Origin of the sequence: Actinoplanes sp. NPDC051494 (genome assembly GCF_044454705.1) — a bacterium.
Lineage (GTDB): Bacteria > Actinomycetota > Actinomycetes > Mycobacteriales > Micromonosporaceae > Actinoplanes.
Genome location: NZ_JBITDZ010000001.1, coordinates 465,232 through 481,772, shown reverse-complemented (window position 1 = coordinate 481,772; position 16,541 = coordinate 465,232). Strand labels below are relative to the sequence as shown.

At 71.3% G+C, this 16,541-nt stretch carries 13 protein-coding genes, 1 pseudogene and 1 riboswitch; of the genes and pseudogenes, 6 read left to right on the top strand and 8 right to left on the bottom strand.

The annotated features are described in order from the left end of the window. Positions 1-18: 18 nt before the first annotated feature. Both ACIA6A_RS02155 and ACIA6A_RS02150 read right to left on the bottom strand, forming a co-directional pair. Positions 19-1,503, bottom strand: coding sequence for a ferric reductase-like transmembrane domain-containing protein (locus tag ACIA6A_RS02155; RefSeq protein WP_396095539.1), 1,485 nt, complete (start codon positions 1,501-1,503; stop codon positions 19-21). Between the two features lie 97 nt (positions 1,504-1,600). After that, complete coding sequence (locus ACIA6A_RS02150) at positions 1,601-2,593, bottom strand: phosphatidylinositol-specific phospholipase C (RefSeq protein ID WP_396095538.1); 993 nt, start codon at positions 2,591-2,593, stop codon at positions 1,601-1,603. A gap of 69 nt (positions 2,594-2,662) precedes the next feature. On the opposite strand from ACIA6A_RS02150, the gene cbiE reads away from it, so the two are divergent. Genes cbiE through ACIA6A_RS02135 form a run of 3 tightly spaced genes read left to right on the top strand, consistent with a single transcriptional unit; the run spans position 2,663 to position 5,312 of the window. After that, complete coding sequence (gene cbiE, locus ACIA6A_RS02145) at positions 2,663-3,871, top strand: precorrin-6y C5,15-methyltransferase (decarboxylating) subunit CbiE (RefSeq protein ID WP_396095537.1); 1,209 nt, start codon at positions 2,663-2,665, stop codon at positions 3,869-3,871. Further along, positions 3,868-4,611 carry a precorrin-4 C(11)-methyltransferase gene (cobM, locus tag ACIA6A_RS02140; RefSeq protein ID WP_396095535.1) on the top strand — a complete coding sequence of 248 codons (744 nt, stop codon included), beginning with the start codon at positions 3,868-3,870 and terminating at the stop codon, positions 4,609-4,611. Before cbiE ends, cobM begins: the two co-directional genes overlap by 4 nt. Next, positions 4,599-5,312: a cobalt-precorrin-6A reductase gene (locus ACIA6A_RS02135; RefSeq protein WP_396095533.1), complete on the top strand. Its 714-nt coding sequence runs from the start codon at positions 4,599-4,601 to the stop codon at positions 5,310-5,312. The genes cobM and ACIA6A_RS02135 overlap by 13 nt, the downstream gene beginning before the upstream one ends. On the opposite strand, the gene ACIA6A_RS02130 is transcribed toward ACIA6A_RS02135, so the two are convergent. Beyond that, positions 5,296-5,673 carry a DUF6114 domain-containing protein gene (locus ACIA6A_RS02130; protein WP_396095532.1) on the bottom strand — a complete coding sequence of 126 codons (378 nt, stop codon included), beginning with the start codon at positions 5,671-5,673 and terminating at the stop codon, positions 5,296-5,298. The genes ACIA6A_RS02135 and ACIA6A_RS02130 overlap by 17 nt on opposite strands. 1 nt (position 5,674) lies before the next feature. Next, a complete protein-coding gene (locus tag ACIA6A_RS02125; protein ID WP_396095531.1) occupies positions 5,675-6,283 on the bottom strand; it encodes a DUF6230 family protein in 609 nt (202 codons plus the stop codon). Positions 6,284-6,479: 196 nt separating this feature from the next. On the opposite strand from ACIA6A_RS02125, the gene ACIA6A_RS02120 reads away from it, so the two are divergent. Next, positions 6,480-7,136: a Tat pathway signal sequence domain protein gene (locus tag ACIA6A_RS02120; RefSeq protein ID WP_396095530.1), complete on the top strand. Its 657-nt coding sequence runs from the start codon at positions 6,480-6,482 to the stop codon at positions 7,134-7,136. Here ACIA6A_RS02120 and ACIA6A_RS02115 read toward each other — a convergent pair. The 3 genes from ACIA6A_RS02115 to ACIA6A_RS02105 are packed head-to-tail and all read right to left on the bottom strand — an operon-like array spanning position 7,133 to position 10,606. After that, a complete protein-coding gene (locus ACIA6A_RS02115; RefSeq protein ID WP_396095529.1) occupies positions 7,133-8,626 on the bottom strand; it encodes a precorrin-2 C(20)-methyltransferase in 1,494 nt (497 codons plus the stop codon). The two genes, ACIA6A_RS02120 and ACIA6A_RS02115, sit on opposite strands and share 4 nt — an antisense overlap. A gap of 2 nt (positions 8,627-8,628) precedes the next feature. Then, the gene (locus ACIA6A_RS02110) at positions 8,629-9,246 is read right to left on the bottom strand and encodes a precorrin-8X methylmutase (RefSeq protein WP_396095528.1); all 618 of its coding nucleotides are present in this window, start codon (positions 9,244-9,246) and stop codon (positions 8,629-8,631) included. A gap of 1 nt (position 9,247) precedes the next feature. Then, complete coding sequence (locus tag ACIA6A_RS02105) at positions 9,248-10,606, bottom strand: precorrin-3B synthase (RefSeq protein ID WP_396095527.1); 1,359 nt, start codon at positions 10,604-10,606, stop codon at positions 9,248-9,250. A 93-nt stretch (positions 10,607-10,699) separates the two neighbouring features. Then, a riboswitch (cobalamin riboswitch) is annotated at positions 10,700-10,830 on the top strand. Between the two features lie 28 nt (positions 10,831-10,858). On the opposite strand from ACIA6A_RS02105, the gene cobN reads away from it, so the two are divergent. Further along, entirely contained in the window at positions 10,859-14,407 is a 3,549-nt protein-coding gene (cobN, locus tag ACIA6A_RS02100; RefSeq protein ID WP_396095526.1) for a cobaltochelatase subunit CobN, read from the top strand. A gap of 79 nt (positions 14,408-14,486) precedes the next feature. On the opposite strand, the pseudogene ACIA6A_RS02095 reads toward cobN, so the two are convergent. After that, a pseudogene (locus ACIA6A_RS02095) lies at positions 14,487-15,593 on the bottom strand (FAD-dependent oxidoreductase); the annotation flags it as partial. Between the two features lie 61 nt (positions 15,594-15,654). On the opposite strand from ACIA6A_RS02095, the gene ACIA6A_RS02090 reads away from it, so the two are divergent. After that, positions 15,655-16,236: a helix-turn-helix domain-containing protein gene (locus tag ACIA6A_RS02090; protein ID WP_396095525.1), complete on the top strand. Its 582-nt coding sequence runs from the start codon at positions 15,655-15,657 to the stop codon at positions 16,234-16,236. The last annotated feature ends 305 nt before the right edge of the window (positions 16,237-16,541 follow it).

The following is a 16,541-nucleotide window of genomic DNA, read 5'->3' as shown; positions in this document are numbered from 1 at the left end:
CACAAACTCCCAGACTCTTTAAAATTCGAACGGGTCGAGGTGCAACTGGCTGTCGGGCACGTCGAGTTCGTGCAGGGTCCGCACCGCGGCACCGACCAGGCCGGGCGGCCCGCACAGGTAGACGTCGCGCCGGTTGACGTCCGGCACCAGCCCGAGCAGGCCGTTCGGGGTGAACAGCCGGCGGGGGCCGGGGTCGTTACGGGAACCGACGATGTACCGGACCCAGGCGTCGCGGCGTTCGGCCAGGTCTTCCAGCTCCTCGCGGAACACCAGTTCGTCGGGGCGGCTGGCCCGGTAGATCACGATGGTGTCGGCCGGCATGTCCTCCAGCAGCGCCCGGATGGGCGCGATGCCACTGCCGCCGGCGATCAACAGGGCCCGGCGCCGCGTACGCCGCTGGGCGGTGAACGTGCCGAACGGACCTTCCGCCCAGATCCTCGTGCCGGGCATCATCTGCGACAGCAGAGCCGTGTGCCCGCCGACGGCGGTGACGGTGAGCCGCAGCCACTGCGCGTTGGGCGCCGCGGAGAGCGAGAACGGGTGCGACTGCCACCATCCGTTGCGGGTGAGGAAGCGCCAGCGCATGAACTGACCGGCCTTGGCGGGCAGTTTGTCGAGGTTGCGGCCCTCGATGTAGATCGAGAACGTGTTGCCGCCCTCGGCGACGACCTCGGCCACCGACAGCCGGTGCCGGGTGTTGAGCCAGAGCGGTTCGAGCAGCCGACCCCAGACCAGGGCGGCGATGACCAGCGCGCCGAGGCCGGGCCAGAAGACGTCGGCGAACCGGCCGGACAGGTTGGCGCCCATCACGACCTGGTGGCCGTACCCGAGCAGGAGCACGAGGTAGCCGGTCAGGTGGATCAGGTGCCAGAGCTCGTAGTTGAGCCGGTTTCGCAGGGAGCGGATCGAGATGAGGCTGATGAACACCAGCAGGCCGGTCGCGACCGTGGCACTGATCATGTCCGGGAACGTGGTGATCATCGTGATGCCCTGCTCGACGACGCCGGTCTCGGCGGTGAGCGCATAGCCGTACGTGATGAAGACCGCGTGCGCGCCGACCAGCAGCACCAGGGACGTGCCCAGCCACCGGTGCCAGCGCAGCAGGTCGCGGGCGCCGACCCATTCCTCGAGGAACGAGACCCGGCTCATCATCAGCAGCTGGATGAACAGGACGTACCCGCCGGCCAGGCCGGTGATCCGCCCGATCGCCATCATCAGCGTCGGGGTGTCGTTGATCGTGCCGGCGGGTGTCTCGAAGAGCCACAGGGAGAGGCTGGTCGCGAGGCCGGCGAAGAACAGCAGCACGGTGAAGAGCCGGTTGCCCGAGGTGGCCTCGGCGGGCGGGCGGTCGTCGGTGGTGATCGTCGGCCCGGTGCTCTGCCAGCCGGAGGTGGTGTTCGGGTCCTCGACGACGATGTCGCCACGGGGCACACCTTCGTTGAGCCCGGGCTCCTCCCAGAAGCCCCGGCTGGGACGCTGGTCCTCGAAGGTCTGGTATGCCATCGACCTCACCCGCTCGGCAATCGAATACGGCGCCTGTCACGCCGTCGAGGGGTACTACGCGGTGAGGTCGAGGAAGGCTCAATGCCGGGCCGAAAAACTAGTTGTAAGAAATGATCTTCGCGATCAGCCCGGAGCCGGGGAAGTCCAGCATGAGCGCGCCGGTCCGGGTCAGCCCGTGCCCCTCGCCGAGGTAGATGAGCAGGAACGGGTCGACGCCCTGCACGCCGAGCGCCCCGCCGGCCACCTGTTGCGGTTGCGCGAACAGACTCGATCCACTGCCGAAGTTCACGTAGATCTTGGACGCTTCCCCGGCGTTGGTGGCGTCGAGGAAACGGCGGACCTGATCCCTTTTAGTGGCGATAGCGCCAATATTGGGGACCGAGTAATTGTCCTGGATGTACGTGGATGATCCGTCCGTCCAGCTACCGAACTGCGCCAGCCCGTAACGCTCGATCGGGCCGCCGCGGGCACCGTGCAGGACGGCGAGCACGACCTTGCCCCGGACCGCGCCCAGCGTCGGTGTCGCCGCGGCGGATCCCCTGGTCACGGACGGTTGCCAGAACAATCCGGGCGCCGCTGCCGCGTACGTGTCGAAAATGTCCGGAAAGCTCTTCTGGCCCGAGACGTCGGTGCAGGATCCGAGCTCGCCGGTGCACTCCTGCTTGAGCCGCATGAGCACGGTCTCCGTGGGGTGGGCGGCCAGAAATGCGGACAGCACATTCGTGACATCGGTGAAATTCGCATTCTGGTACGAAGCCCCGTGGTGGATCGTGAACGTGTTGCCCCCGTTCACCCGGGCCCGGATGTCGATCATGCGGATCCCGGCGGTGAGCTGCCGCGCCAGGGTGGCCCCGCTGTCCCCGAAATCCTCCTGCGTCTGGGTGAGGCTGCCGCCGTGGATCGACATCGTCTCGTGGGTCCCCGGGATGGAGAGGGCCGACAGGCTGGTGCCGCTCGCTACCGACGCCATCCAGTCGGGGTGATTCGCGGCACTCAGCGTCCGGTAGGACGCGTCCGCGGCGAGGGCGGCGCCCGGCGTCACGGCCAGGGCGAGGACGAGGGTCCCGAGGAGGGCGGCAACGCGCTTCATGCAGTGAAAGATATCGATCTTCGGGGTATGGGGGAAGAACGCGGGACGACGGACAGCTAACGTCACGTGGTGACTGACAGACCCGCGGAGCTCACGGTGGTCGGCATCGGCGCCGACGGGTGGGCCGGATTGCCGGGTACGGCCACCGCCGCCCTCGCCACCGCCGACGTGATCCTGGGTGGTGCCCGGCAGCTGGCCCTGCTCCCCGCCGAGGTCACCGCCGAGCGGGTCGCCTGGCCGTCACCGCTGCTCCCCGCCCTGCCCGGCCTGCTCGCCGATCACCGGGGCCGCCGGGTCGCGGTCCTGGCCAGCGGGGACCCGATGTTCCACGGCATCGGCGCCACCCTCCTGCGGTATGCCGATGACGTCCGGGTCATCCCGCACCCCTCGTCGGTCTCGCTCGCGGCCGCCCGGCTCGGCTGGCCGCTGGCCGACGTGGACGTGCTCAGCCTGGTCACCGCCGGCGTCGAGGAGCTGCACCCGCTGGTGCACCCGGGCCGCCGCATCGTGGTGCTCAGCCGCGACGGCGGGACCCCGGCCCAGGTCACGGCGCTGCTGCGGGAGCGGGGCTTCGGCGACAGCACGGTCACCGTCCTCGAGAACCTCGGCGGCCCGGACGAGAAGATCACCGTCGGCACCGAAACCCCGGCCGGGCCGCTCAACGTGGTCGCGGTCGAGTGCGGCACCGGCGGGGTGGCGCGCTCCCGGGTCCCGGGTCTGCCGGACGACGCGTACGACAGCGACGGGCAACTGACCAAGCGGGAAGTACGGGCCGTCACCCTGGCGGTGCTCGGGCCGCGACCCGGGGAGCTGCTCTGGGACGTGGGTGCGGGTTCCGGCAGCATCGCGATCGAGTGGATGCGTACCCATCCGGGTTGCCGGGCCGTGGCGGTGGAGTCCGACGCCGTCCGGGCGGGGCGGATCGGGGCCAACGCGCGCGCTCTCGGCGTACCGAGGCTCGTGGTTGTCGAAGGACGCGCACCCGCGGCCCTGGCCGGTCTGCCCGCGCCCGACGTGGTCTTCATCGGCGGCGGCGTGACGCGCGACGGGGTGCTGGAAGCCGCATGGGCCGCGCTGCCGGACGGCGGCCGGCTGGTCGCGAACGCGGTCACGCTCGAATCGGAAGCCGTCCTCACCGCCTGGTATGCGAAGCACGGCGGCGACCTCATCCGGCTCGCCGTCAACCGGGCGGCACCGATCGGCGGTTTCACCGGCTGGCGGGCGATGATGCCGGTCACCATCTGGTCGACCATCAAGAACGAGACGATCACACAATGACAGTGCACTTCATCGGCGCGGGGCCCGGGGCCGCGGATCTCATCACGGTACGCGGTCAGCGGCTCATCGCCGCCGCACCCGTCTGCCTGTACGCGGGCAGTCTGGTGCCGCCGGAGCTGCTGGAATCCTGCCCGCCCGGCGCGAAGCTGGTCGACACCGCCAACCTCGACCTGGACGCGATCGTCGGCGAGATGGTCGCGGCCACCGCGGCCGGCCTGGACGTGGCCCGGCTGCACTCCGGCGACCCGTCGGTGTTCAGCGCGGTCGCCGAGCAGATGCGCCGGCTGGACGCGGCCGGCGTGGCCTACGACGTCACCCCGGGTGTGCCGGCGTTCGCGGCCGCCGCGGCGTCGCTGGCCCGGGAGTTCACCGTGCCCGAGGTGGCGCAGACGGTGATCCTGACCCGGACCGCCGAACGGGCCACCGCGATGCCGCCCGGCGAGGATTTGGCCACACTCGGGGCGAGCCGGGCGACGATGGTGCTGCACCTGGCCGTGCAACGGATCGACGCGGTGGTGGCCGAGCTGCTGCCGAACTACGGCGCGGACTGCCCGGTCGCGGTGGTCGCGCGAGCCAGCCGGGCGGACGAGCTGATCGTGCGGGGCACGCTCGCCGACATCGCCGATCGGGTACGCGACGCCGGCATCAGACGCACGGCGGTGATCGTGGTCGGTGCGGCGCTGACCGCCTCGCAGTTCCCCGACAGCCACCTGTACTCGACGACGCGATGCCGCCCCTGAGGATCCTGCTGCTCGGGGGCACGACGGAGGCCCGGGCGCTGGCTTCCCGCGTACCCGTCATCAGTTCTCTCGCCGGGCGCACGTCGCAGCCGCTGCTTCCGGACGGCGCGGTGCGGATCGGGGGTTTCGGCGGGGTCGACGGCCTGGTCCGGTATCTGCGCGAGGAGCGGATCGAGGCGGTCGTGGACGCCACCCACCCGTTCGCGGCTACCATGACCGAGCACGCCGTGGCGGCCACCGCGCGGACCGGGATCCCGCTGCTCGTGCTGCGCCGACCCGGCTGGAGCGAGCAGCCCGGCGACCGGTGGCACCGGGTCACGTCGCTCGACGAGGCCGCGATGGTCGTGCCGGCGCTGGGGGAGCGGGTCTTCCTGACGACCGGGCGGCAGAGCATCGCCACCTTCGCCGACCTGGACGCGTGCTGGTTCCTGTCGCGGTCGGTCGAGCCCCCGGCGCCGCCGATGCCGGCCCGGCTCGAGGTGATCCTGGACCGTGGCCCGTTCACCGTCGCGGGCGAGCGGGAGCTGCTGCGCCGGCACCGCGTCGAGGTCCTGGTCACCAAGGACAGCGGCGGGAGCACGGCCAAGCTGGACGCCGCCCGCGCCGAGGGCGTGCCGGTGGTGCTGGTGGACCGGCCGCCCCTGCCCGCCGGCGTCGCGACGGCCTCCACCGTCGACGAGGCGGTCAGCCGGCTTTCGTAGCTTTCGCCGGGCTCCCGGCTTTGTCCGGGCTGGCTTTGTCCGGGCTCCAGGCGAAGGCGAGAGCGGTGCCGACCAGGCCGAGGATCAGTCCCAGGATGAAGCCGCCGAGGTTCGAGGTCAGCCACGACGTCAGCGTCAGCACCCCGGCGATCACCGAGTAGAACACCCGCTGGGCCGGGTTGAAGAGCAGTAGCAGCCCGCACAGGAACAGGACCAGCGGCACCAGGTAGCCGGCCATGCCCTGCATGCCGACGTGGAGCATGACCGGCAACGGCGCCTTCACCGTCACCAGGATCTCCGCGCCGGCCAGGGTGACCAGCAATCCACCCCAGAACGGCCGGGTGTGCCGCCAGGCGGCCACCTCAGCACCCGGTGCCGGTGAACGTCATCCGCAGGTGCGGCAGATTGAACCGGGCCGCGGTGGTGGCGTAGTTGTTCTGCCGCAGGTTCGCGATCTCGATGGTGTCGGCCTGCTGCCCGAAGACACCCTCACCGCCCTTGATGCCCGGCACCTTGTCGTACGTGCTCGCGTCCCCGCCGATCTCGATGTTCCGGAAGTCGGCGTCGCCGGAGATCAGGTCGGAGTCGACGACCAGGGTGTCGGCCTTGACCGGGGTGTCGCCGTCACCCGCGGTGATCTTCAGGAACATGCCGCCGAGCGAAACACTCTGGCACAGCTTGGTGAGTTCGGCTTTCTTGATCGCGGAGACGATGACGACGACCTGACCGCCGGTATCACCCTCGTTCGGACTGTTCTCGATCATCGAATCGATCGTCGCGAACTGCTCGAACCCGTCGCCGTGCAGCTTGGTCGCGGTGACCACGAACGGCATTCCGGAGATCGAGAAATTTGCGGCCAGCACACCCTGCGCGGTCAGCGTGACCAGGGCGGCGGTGGTCGCGGTCAGGATGGCCAACGTGGCGCCGAAACGCTTCCAGCGCACCCCGCCCTTTTCCTCCGAGGTGGACATCGGGAACTCCCTCCCATTGCTGAGCGTCAATGTCAGCCAGGCGAAGTTACTGCTCGGTAGGGATCGGGTCAAGGGCTGACGGCTCCGCTGTGCAAGTGCTGCGATGTTACGGGCCGATGTCCTTGACGTTACGTCGGCAGCGGGTCTAGACCGGTCCCATTCGTTGTCCGCATGATTCGTCGCAAGGGAGAAAGCCATGCGCAAGATCCTGATCGTCGCCGCGTTGATCGCCGCCACGACCCTGTCCGGGACCCCCGCCCGGGCCGGTGCGGACGCCGCGGGAAACGTGCTGACCCTGGGCGGTCCGGACGGCGCGGCGGTGGCCGTGGGTGACGTGCTGACCGCGGCGGTCGCGACCGGGACGACGGCCGACTTCAACACCGCGTCCGGCGGCACGACCGGCATCAGGTGCGCCCAGTCGACGTTCACCGCGGTGGTGGTCGACAACCCGGCCGCCCCCGGCGTGGCGACCGAGTCCACGACGGCGCAGACGTTCGGGTCCTGCACCGCCAACATCCTCGGCGTGACCAGGGTCAACGCGGTGACCGTGAACAACGTCCCGTTCGCCACCACGGTCGAGAGCGGCACCGCGGCCGTTACGGTCAGCGGCACCGCCGCCGCGCCGATCCAGACCACCCTCGCGCTCGGGACGATCCTCGGCTCGATCAACTGCGTCTACCGCGCGGTGGGCAACACGATCACCGGTCTGTCGTCCAACACGGACAACTCGATCACCTTCACCGACCAGGCCTTCGCCAAGTTCAGCGGCCCGATCACGTGCCCGGCCAACGGCTTCTTCACCGCCACCTACGCCCCGGTCCTGGACGGCACCGAGGTCGTCGTCACCAACTAGCTCGGATAGGTACGCGGAGTGAAGACCTGCCCACCGGGAAGCACCCGCGTCTGGCTCGACCCGACGATCAGCAGGCAGCGCATGTCGACGGTCGCCGGGTCGAGCTCGCCCAGACTCGTCACCCGGATCTCCTCCTCCGGGCCGCCCACGTCACGTCCCACCACCACCGGGGTCCGCGGGTCACGGTGCTTCAGCAGCACCTGCTGCGCGCGGACGAGCTGCTCCTTGCGGCTCTGCGACGCCGGGTTGTAGATCGCGATCACCAGGTCCGCGCCGGCCGCGGCGGTCAGCCGGGCCTCGATCACGTCCCACGGCTTGAGCCGGTCGGACAGCGACATGACGCAGAAGTCGTGACCCAGCGGGGCACCCGCCCGGCTCGCCACGGCCTGCGCCGCGGTCAGCCCCGGCACCACCCGGACCGGGACGTCCTTCCACTGCGGATCCTCGCTGACCTCGAGCACCGCCGCGGCCATCGCGAACACCCCCGGGTCACCCGACGACACGACCGCCACCCGGCGACCGCGTTTCGCCAGGTCCAGGGCGAACGCCGCGCGCTCGGCCTCGACCTTGTTGTCGGAGGCGTGCCGGCGCTGGCGGGGATTCACCGGGACCCGGTTCACATACGTCGTGTAGCCGACCACGTCGTCGGCCTCGGCCAGTGCCGCCTGGGCCTCCGGCGTCAGCCACTCGCGGGCACCGGGACCCAGCCCCACCACGGTCACCGAACCACGCCGGTCCTCGGTCGCCGGCGGCTCCGGCTCGACGAAAGCGGTGACGGCCGGGCTCGGGAGCAGCGCCAGGGAGAAGTACGGAACCGTCGCCGGGTCGATGTCGGCGAGCTTGCCCGAGCGCTGCTTGTCGGTGGTGGCCCGCTCGACATACCAGGCGTCGTCCAGCCGGCCGGCCCGCTCCAGCGCCTCGCGGACCCCCTCGAACGTCCGGCCCAGCTTCATGATCGCGGCCGAGTCGGTGGTTGCCAGCCGGGCGGCCAGCTCGTCCGGCGGCAACGTGCCGGGCAGCACCGTCAACGTCTCGTCGCGCTCCATCAACGGCCGCCCCAGCACCGCCGACGCGGCGCTCACCGAGGTCACCCCGGGCACCACCTCGGTCACGTACCGGTCGGCGAGCCTCTTGTGCATGTGCATGTAGGAGCCGTAGAAGAACGGGTCACCCTCGGCCAGCACGACCACGTCCCGGCCCGCGTCCAGGTGCGCGGCCAGCCGCTCCGCGCTCGCCGCGTAGAACTCGTCGATCGCGCCCTGGTAGCCGCCCGGATGATCGGTCGTCTCCGTGGTCACCGGATAGATCAGCGGCTCCTCGATCTGCCCCTCGCGCAGGTAGCCGGCCGCGATCGCCCGGGCGTTCGACCGCCCGTGCCGCGCCGCGTGGAAGGCGATCACGTCAGCGCCGGCGATCAGCCGGGCGGCCTTGACCGTGACGAGCTCCGGATCACCGGGGCCGAGTCCGACGCCGTACAACCGACCCGCCACCGTCACTCCTGTTCCGAGGCGAGCGCGTTGACCGCCGCCGCCGTCATCGCACTCCCGCCGCGGCGTCCGCGCACGACGAGGAATTCCAGATCGGACGCGGCCAGCGCGTCCTTCGACTCGGCCGCGCCGATGAACCCCACCGGGATCCCCAGCACGGCGGCCGGCCGCGGCGCCCCGGCCGCGACCATCTCCAGCAGCCGGAACAGCGCGGTCGGCGCGTTGCCGATGGCGACCACGGCCCCGTCCAGCCGGTCGGCCCACAGATCCAGCGCGGCGGCACTGCGGGTGTTCCCGATCTCGGCGGCCAGCCCCGGCACGGAAGGGTCACGCAGCGTGCAGATGACCTCGTTGCCGGCGGGCAGCCGCTTGCGGGTCACCCCGGAAGCCACCATCTCGGCGTCACAGAGGACCGGGGCCCCGGCCAGCAGCGCCTTGCGGGCCGCCGTCACGACCCCCGGGCTCCACGCCAGGTCCTCGACCAGATCGACCATCCCGCAGGCATGGATCATCCGCACCGCGACCCGCGCCACGTCACCGGGCAACCGGGACAGGTCGGCCTCGGCCCGGATGGTCGCGAACGACCGCCGGTAGATCTCCGCCCCGTCACGCACGTACTCCATGTCAGCCTTCCCTCAACCCGGCCACCAGCACACCCACGTGCGCGGCGTCCGCTGTCCCATTACCGTGCGGCGACGAGACCCGGTAACCGGTCCCGGTCGCCTCGACCCGGACATGCGGCCCGGCCGGGCTCCCGCACCCCCGCACACACCCGATCCAGTGCACCGGCAGCCCCTCGCCGGCGGTCGTGGCACCGAACGCATCCTGCCGGACATCGGCCAGCGCCTTCGCGCACCCCGGCCGCCCGGCACAGGCCGTTACCCCGGCCCACCGCGAATCCGGCGCGACCTCGAACCCGGCCCCACTCAGCCGCTCCACCCACGCGGCGGCCCCGTCCGGAGCGAGATCCGGCACCACCACCCCGCGCCAGGGCGTGAAAACCAGATCAGAAGCAGATTCCAACGCCTTCATCTGTACGCCGTCAAGTCGGCCCAAGGGCACCAGAGCCCCCACCGCGACGCGCCGACCAGGTCCCCCGACGATCCCGACCGGCTCCCGGAGGCCGGGCCGGACCAGGCCGTGATCAGGCTCACCCAATGTCACCCCGAGCGCCCCGGCAACCAGCCCGGCCACCCGCGCCGCCCCGTCACGCAGCTCCCGAACCCGCCAGGCCCGCCGCCCACCCCGCACAGCCTCGCCCCGCACAGCCTCGCCCCGCGCCGCAGCGCCCTGCCCGGCAGGCGCGTTGTCCCGTGCGGCTGGGGTGTCCGCCCCGGCGAGGGCTGCGTCCTGCGCGGCGAGAGCAAGGAAGGCGTGGGCCGCCGCGAGCAGCGCCGGCACCGCTTGGTCGGCCCGCACCCGCAGCCCCATGTCGCGGCCGGCGAACAGAACGGCTATTTCTCCGCTGAGTGGCATCACCGCGACGTCAGCGGAATAGGCCACGTCGCCGGCGCCGCTGTCGACGGCGAACAGGAAGCGTCCCGGCAGGCCCGCCAGCACCGCGTCGGCGCACAGCGCGCTGTCCAGCTCGGTGACCAGGGACGGGTTCCCGATGAGCGGGGACGCGGCGATGTTGCGTACGAGCTCATGGGTCTGTGACGGCAGCAGGCCGGCAGCCGACAACCGGGCGGCGAGTTGCACCGCCGGGGCGCCGCGCAGCGCCCGCAGCTGGAGGTTGGCCCGGCTGGTCAGCTCGATGTGCCCGTCGCCCCACTCGGCGGCCAGCTCCCGCAGCGCCGTGAGCTGGTCGCCCGAAATGCGCCCACCGGGGATCCGGACACGTGCCAGCGGCCCGTCTGCGGCGTCGTGCAACCGCAGGGCTCCGGGACACGCGTCGACCTCGGTGACCCGCGCGCCCACGCCCGTGCGGACAGCGGGCATGACGGGGCCGGCCGGCGGGTGAACGGGATCGGGGGAGGGCACGGCCCGGATACTACGGACCGGGACCGACACTTTTCCGCCGTCGGTCGGCATCGTCACACCCGGGCTCCCACGTTGACTTGAGTGCGGCCCGGTCGGCAGAGTGAGGGTCCACGTGCGGCGACGCCGCGGAGGAAGCCGGTGTGAATCCGGCGCGGTCCCGCCACTGTCACCGGGTTCGACCTGAACCCGGGAGCCAGGAACTCCCGTCGCCGTGATCCTTCGACCCGGGGCGCGGATCCCGAGGGGAGAGCCGTGTTTCTGCTGCTGTCGACATCCGATACCGACCTGCTCAGCGCTCGTGCGAGCACCTCCGAGTGGCGCCTGGGCAATCCTGCCCGCATCGCCGTCGAGGAGCTGCCCGCGCTGACCGACGGGGTCGAGCTCATCGTGGTCCGGATCCTGGGCGGTCGCCGCGCCTGGGAGGAGGGCCTCGACGAGCTGCTCGGCGGCCCGATCCCGGTGGTCGTGCTCGGCGGTGAGCAGACGCCGGACGCCGACCTGATGAAGCTGTCGACCGTGCCCGCCGGGGTCGCCGGGGAAGCGCACGCCTACCTCGCCTACGGTGGGCCGGAGAACCTGGCCGCGCTGCACGACTTCCTCTCCGACACCATCCTGCTCACCGGCAACGGGTTCGCCGCGCCGGTCCCCGCGCCCGACTGGGGTGTGCTGGAGCGCGACGCGACGACCACCGAGGGCCCGACCGTCGCGGTCCTCTATTACCGCGCGCACCACATGGCCGGGAACACCGCGTTCATCGAGGCACTCTGCCGGGCCGTCGAGGCCAAGGGCGGGCGCCCGCTGCCCATTTTCACCGCTTCTCTGCGTACGGCGTCCGAGGACCTGCTGGCCGAGTTGCGCAAGGCCGACGCGTTGATCGTGACCGTCCTGGCCGCCGGTGGCACGAAGCCGGCGACCGTCGGTGCCGGTGGGGACGACGAGGCCTGGGATGTCGGCGTGCTCGCCGGGCTGGACGTGCCGATCCTGCAGGGACTGGCGCTGACCAGCAGCCGCGAGGCGTGGGAGGCCAGCGACGACGGGCTCTCCCCGCTGGACGCCGCGACCCAGGTGGCCATCCCCGAGTTCGACGGCCGGATCATCACGGTCCCGTTCAGCTTCAAGGAGATCGACCCGGACGGCCTCTCGGTGTATGTGGCCGATCCCGAGCGGGCCTCCCGGGTCGCCGGGATCGCCGTCGCGCACGCGCGGTTGCGGCACATCCCGCCGGCCGAGCGCCGGGTGGTGATCATGCTGTCGGCATACCCGACGAAGCACTCGCGGATCGGCAACGCGGTCGGCCTCGACACCCCCGCTTCCACCGTACGGTTGCTCGCTGCCCTTCAGGAGCAGGGTTACCGGATCGGGAGCTTCCCCGGGGTCGCCGAGCAGGACGGTGACGCGCTGATCCACGCGCTGATCGCCGCCGGTGGCCAGGACCCCGACTGGCTCACCGAGGAGCAGCTCGCGGGCAACCCGGTCCGGATCAACGGCGACAAGTACGCCGCCTGGTTCGCGACCCTGCCCGCGGATCTGCGCGACGGCATGGTGCAGCACTGGGGCCCGCCGCCCGGTGAGCTGTATGTCGACGGCGGCGACATCGTCCTCGCCGCGCTGCGCGACGAGAACACGGTCGTCATGGTGCAGCCGCCGCGCGGGTTCGGGGCGAACCCGGTCGCGATCTACCACGACCCGGACCTGCCGCCCAGCCACCACTACCTGGCCGCCTACCGGTGGCTCGCCGACGAGTTCGGCGCGCACGCGGTCGTGCACGTCGGCAAGCACGGCAACCTGGAATGGCTGCCCGGCAAGAACGTCGGCATGTCCGCCTCCGACGGCACCGACGCGGCCCTCGGCGACCTGCCGCTGATCTACCCGTTCCTGGTCAACGACCCGGGCGAGGGCACCCAGGCCAAGCGCCGGGCGCACGCGACGCTGGTCGACCACCTGATCCCGCCGATGGCCCGCGCCGAGTCCTACGGCGACATCGCCCGCCTCGAGCAGCTGCTCGACGAACACGCCAACATCGCCGCGCTCGACCCGGCCAAGCTGCCGGCCATCCGCGCGCAGATCTGGACCCTGATCCAGGCCGCGAAGATGGACCACGACCTGGGCCTCGACAACCGCCCCGGCGACGAGGAGTTCGACGAGTTCATCCTGCACGTCGACGGGTGGCTCTGCGAGATCAAGGATGTGCAGATCCGCGACGGGCTGCACATCCTCGGCGCCGCGCCGACCGGTGAGGCGCGGGTCAACCTCGTGCTCGCCATGCTGCGCGCCCGGCAGATGTGGGCCGGCAAGGTCGCCGCCCTGCCCGGCCTGCGCGAAGCCCTGGGTCTCGCGGAGGACGCCTCCACCGCGGAGACCGACGCCGTCGAGGCGCAGGCCAAGGCGCTGGTCACGGCGATGGAGGAAGCCGGCTGGCCCACCTCCCCGCCGGACATCTCCGACAATGATGACGTGAACGCGGTCCTGGCGTTCGCCGCCACCGAGATCGTGCCCCGCCTCGCGAGGACGACCGACGAGCTGACCAACGTGCTGCACGCGCTCGACGGCGGTTACGTCCCCGCCGGGCCCAGCGGCTCCCCGCTGCGCGGCCTGATCAACGTGCTGCCGACCGGCCGCAACTTCTACTCCGTCGACCCGAAGGCCATCCCGAGCGCGCTCGCCTGGGAAACCGGCCAGGCCATGGCGGAGTCCCTGCTCAAGCGCTACCGCGAGGACTACGGCGACTGGCCCAAGTCGGTCGGCCTCTCCGCGTGGGGCACCAGCGCCATGCGCACCGCCGGCGACGACATCGCCGAGATCCTCGCACTCATGGGCGTACGCCCGATCTGGGACCCCGCCTCGCGCCGGGTCACCGGCATCGAGCCGATCGCCCTCGACGAGCTCGCCCGGCCGCGCATCGACGTGACCGTACGCATCTCGGGCTTCTTCCGGGACGCGTTCCCGCACGTCGTCGCGATGATGGACGACGCCGTCGCCCTGGTCGCGGGCCTCGAGGACGAGACCCCGGAGCAGAACTTCGTCCGCGCCCACGCACTGGCCGACGCCGGCGACGGCAAGAGCTGGCGCCAGGCCACCACCCGTATCTTCGGCTCCCGGCCGGGCGCGTACGGCGCGGGCATCCTCCCGCTGATCGACAGCCGCAACTGGCGCGGCGACGCCGACCTCGCCGAGGTCTACGCGGTCTGGGGCGGCTTCGCGTACGGCCGCGGACTGGACGGCGTCGCGGCGCGCGGCGACATGGAGACGGCGTACAAGCGCATCGACATCGCGGCGAAGAACATCGACACCCGCGAGCACGACATCGCCGACTCCGACGACTACTTCCAGTACCACGGCGGCATGATCGCCACGGTGCGGGCGCTGACCGGGCGCGCGCCCGCCGCGTACATCGGTGATTCCACCAACCCGGACGCCACGAAGACCCGCAGCCTCACCGAGGAGACCGCGCGGATCTTCCGGGCCCGGGTGGTCAACCCCCGCTGGATCGCGGCCATGCGCCGGCACGGCTACAAGGGCGCGTTCGAGCTGGCCGCGACCGTCGACTACCTCTTCGGCTACGACGCGACCGCCGGCGTGGTCGCCGACTGGATGTACGAGCAGCTCGCCGCCAGTTACGTGCTGGACCCCGAGAACCAGAAGTTCATGGCGCAGTCCAACCCCTGGGCCATGCACAGCATCACCGAACGCCTGCTGGAAGCCGCGGACCGCAAACTGTGGGAATCCCCGGACCCGGCGACCCTGGCCGCACTCCAGCAGATCTACCTGGAGACCGAAGGCGACCTGGAAGGCGACGACTGAGAAGGCGTGCGGACTCCAGGGCCCGGCGCCGGGCCCTGGAGTCGTTCAGCCCTTGGGTCGCTCAGCCCTTGAACCGCTCGACCGCCAGCCGGGTGTCCTCGGCGACCAGGTCCGCGTTGATCTGAGCCCCGGCCATCGCCCCGGCCGCCGCGGCCGAACCGACCTGCGCGGCCAGGTCGGAGGCATTACCGGCCACCCAGACCCCAGGATTTTCGGTACGGCCGGTGGGCTCGGCCGGCAAGAACTCGCCCATGCCCATCGGGTGCTCCACGGGCTTGAGCCCCAGCCCCGCCAGGAAGTCCAACCGGGCCACCATCCGGGTGGCGACGGTCAGCACGTCCCGGGCCACCACGGTGCCATCGGCCAGCCGGACCCCGGTCAGCCGCCCGTCAGCGGTCTCGACTCCCGCAACCGCCCCCTCCACAACGGTGATGCCCAGCGCCGCGAACTGCTCCGCCTGCTCGTCCGGCAACGCCGGTTGCTGGTGGGCAAAATAGGTAACGTCGTCGCTGAGCTGCCGGAACAGCAGCGTCTGGTGGACGGACATGGGTCCGCTGGCCAGCACCCCGATAGCCCGGTCCCGAGCCTCCCACCCATGGCAGTACGGGCAGTGCAGCACATCGGTGCCCCAAAGCTCCCGCAGCCCCGGCACGTCCGGGAGCTCGTCAACCAGCCCGGAAGCCACCAGCACCCGCCGCGCCGTGACGCGAGACCCATCACCCAACGTGACGGTGAACCCGAGCGCAGCGCCACCCACCACGCTGGCGCCACCCACCGCAGTCGCGCTTTCCGCCGCGCCACCTGCCGCAGTCGCGCTTTCCGCCGCGCCACCTGCCGCAGTCGCGCTTTCCGCGGCGCCTACTGTGCTCGCGCTTTCCGCCGCGCCCACTGAGCTCGCGCTTTCCGCCGCGCCCGCGGTGCTCGCACTTTCCACCGCGGTCACCGTGCCCGTGCGGATCTGCCCGCCGTACATCTCGACCTCGGCCCGTCCCCGCGCGAGCAGCTCACCCGGCGGCGTACCCTCCCGGCCGAACAGCCCGTGCACCGCCGCGGCCGGGGCGTTGCGGGGTGCACCCGCGTCGACGACCAGCACCGATCGCCGGGACCGGCCCAGCATCAGCGCACCGTTCAGACCGGCGGCCCCGCCACCGACTACCACTACGTCGAAGTTCTCGCTCATGGTCATCACGATGCGCCGACCGATCGGCCATGGCAAGGTAGCTTGCTGATCTGGCAAACTCGATATCATGGACGAGCTGGATCAGGCCCTGGAAGCGGTCGGCCCCCGCCTGCGCACACTGCGCCGGCACAAAGAGACCACCCTGGCCGAGCTGTCAGCGGAGACCGGTATCTCGGTGAGCACGCTGTCCCGGCTCGAGTCCGGAGCCCGCAAGCCCACCCTCGAACTGCTGCTCCCCCTGGCCAAGGCATACGGCGTAACCCTGGATGAACTCGTCGGCGCCCCACCCACCGGCGACCCCCGCGTCCACATGCGCCCGATCAACCGCTACGGCATGATCCACCTACCCTTGACCCGCCGCCCCGGTGGCATCCAGGCGTTCAAAATGGTGATCCCACCCGGCCGCGGGGAACCGGACCCGCAGACCCACGAAGGCTACGACTGGCTCTACGTACTCAGCGGCCGGTTACGGTTGGTCCTCGGCGAGCACGACCTGGTCCTCGAGCCGGGCGAAGCCGCCGAGTTCGACACCCGCACCCCCCACTGGTTCGGCGCGGCCACCGACGAACCCGTCGAGATCCTCAGCCTCTTCGGCCGCCAGGGCGAACGCACCCACCTCCGCGCCCGCCCCAAATCAGCCACCGCTTGAGCCGGCGGCTTGGCCCGGCGGCTTGGCCCGGCGGCTTGGCCCGGCAGCTTGGGTCTGCGGCCGGGGTCGGGCTGCTTGGGTTGGCAGCTGAGGCCGGGCGGCTTGACCCGTCAGCGTGGGTCTGCGGCTGAGGTCGGGCGGCTTGACCCGCTGACGTGGGGCTGCTTGTTGGCAGCTGAGGCCGGGCGGCTCGGGTCTGCCGCTGAGGCCCGCTGCTGAGCCGCTACTTGAGGTCGGCATGTCATCTTGGGTCGATGGTTGAGGTATTCCGCTCGGGCCTCGCCGTTGATCCGCGGCCGAGGTCC